The sequence below is a fragment of the Escherichia sp. KCJ4928 genome, from assembly GCF_004352695.1.
In the GTDB taxonomy this organism is placed as follows: Bacteria; Pseudomonadota; Gammaproteobacteria; order Enterobacterales; family Enterobacteriaceae; genus ECMA0423.
Map to the genome: position 1 here is coordinate 1 of NZ_SJWV01000344.1, position 2,093 is coordinate 2,093.

A 2,093-nucleotide genomic window follows, 5' to 3' on the forward strand; every position below is an offset into this window, starting at 1 on the left:
TTAATGACTTGCACAAAAAGCTAAATTTTCACCCATAAATAAAAATATAATCCCGCGCCCAACCACCTGATGAGTGGCTACAGACACTGGATATATTAGGTGGCGGTGCACTTTCTTACATAAAGGTATTTCCTTTTCTGCGGAAAAGGAAATCGGGAAATCCCCGGTTTTTCTGACAAGCAGACGCCATTATTTGTGTCTGCCTATGTTCGTTAATTCGTTCATCAGGAAATTATCTCAATGTCGCGTTATAAAACAGGTCATAAACAACCACGATTTCGTTATTCAGTTCTGGCCCGCTGCGTGGCGTGGGCAAATATCTCTGTTCAGGTTCTTTTTCCACTCGCTGTCACCTTTACCCCAGTAATGGCGGCACGTGCGCAGCATGCGGTTCAGCCACGGTTGAGCATGGGAAATACTACGGTAACTGCTGATAATAACGTGGAGAAAAATGTCGCGTCGTTTGCCGCAAATGCCGGGACATTTTTAAGCAGTCAGCCAGATAGCGATGCGACACGTAACTTTATTACCGGAATGGCCACAGCTAAAGCTAACCAGGAAATACAGGAGTGGCTCGGGAAATATGGTACTGCGCGCGTCAAACTGAATGTCGATAAAGATTTCTCGCTGAAGGATTCTTCGCTGGAAATGCTTTATCCGATTTATGATACGCCAACAAATATGTTGTTCACTCAGGGAGCAATACATCGTACCGACGATCGTACTCAGTCAAATATTGGTTTTGGCTGGCGTCATTTTTCAGGAAATGACTGGATGGCGGGGGTGAACACCTTTATCGACCATGATTTATCCCGTAGTCATACCCGCATTGGTGTTGGTGCGGAATACTGGCGCGATTATCTGAAACTGAGCGCCAATGGTTATATTCGGGCTTCTGGCTGGAAAAAATCGCCGGATATTGAGGATTATCAGGAACGCCCGGCGAATGGTTGGGATACCTATGGTAACCCGTTGCAGGGACAAAATGTGACGCTGACTCTGCCGAAAGGTGTGACCAGCAAGACGGGGAATACGGTAACAACCGATGCGGCAGGTAAAGCCGACATTGAGCTGATGTCAACGGTTGCCGGGGAACACAGCATCACGGCCTCAGTGAATAATGCTCAGAAGACGGTTACGGTGAAATTCAAGGCGGATTTCAGTACCGGTCAGGCGAGTCTGGAGGTTGATAGCGCCGCGCCAAAAGTGGCAAACGGCAAAGATGCCTTTACGCTGACGGCGACCGTTGAGGATAAAAATGGTAACCCTGTTCCAGGGAGCCTGGTGACCTTTAATCTGCCCCGGGGTGTCAAGCCGCTTACAGGCGATAATGTCTGGGTGAAAGCCAACGGTGTGGGGAAAGCAGAGTTGCAGGTGGTTTCAGTGACTGCCGGAACGTATGAGATCACGGCATCGGCAGGGAATAGCCAGCCTTCGAATACGCAGACTATAACGTTTGTAGCCGATAAGGCTACCGCAACCGTCTCCGGTATTGAGGTAATTGGCAACTATGCGCTGGCGGACGGCAAAGCCAAACAAACGTATAAAGTTACGGTGACTGATGCCAATAACAACCTGTTGAAAGATAGCGAGGTGACGCTGACTGCCAGCCCTGCTTCGTTAAACCTGGAACCGAATGGCACTGCGACAACGAATGAGCAAGGGCAGGCTATTTTCACCGCTACCACTACTGTTGCGGCGACATACACACTCAAGGCGCAAGTGAGCCAGACCAACGGTCAGGTATCAACGAAAACTGCCGAATCTAAATTCGTTGCGGATGATAAAAATGCGGTACTCACCGCATCATCTGATATGCAATCTCTGGTGGCGGATGGGAAATCGACTGCGAAGCTGGAGGTGACACTGATGTCGGCAAATAACCCCGTTGGCGGGAATATGTGGGTCGACATTCAGACGCCGGAAGGGGTGACGGAGAAGGATTATCAGTTCCTGCCGTCGAAAAATGACCATTTCGTGAGCGGAAAAATCACGCGTAAATTTAGTACCAGCAAGCCTGGTGTCTATACGTTCACATTTAACGCCCTGACCTATGGCGGGTACGAAATGAAGCCAGTGACGGTGACCATTAC

1 protein-coding gene is annotated in these 2,093 nt (G+C 49.2%); it reads left to right on the forward strand.

The annotated features are described in order from the left end of the window. Positions 1 to 240: 240 nt before the first annotated feature. On the forward strand, positions 241 to 2,093 hold a 1,853-nt coding region (locus E0D98_RS23550), incomplete at its 3' end, for an inverse autotransporter beta domain-containing protein (protein WP_205713031.1).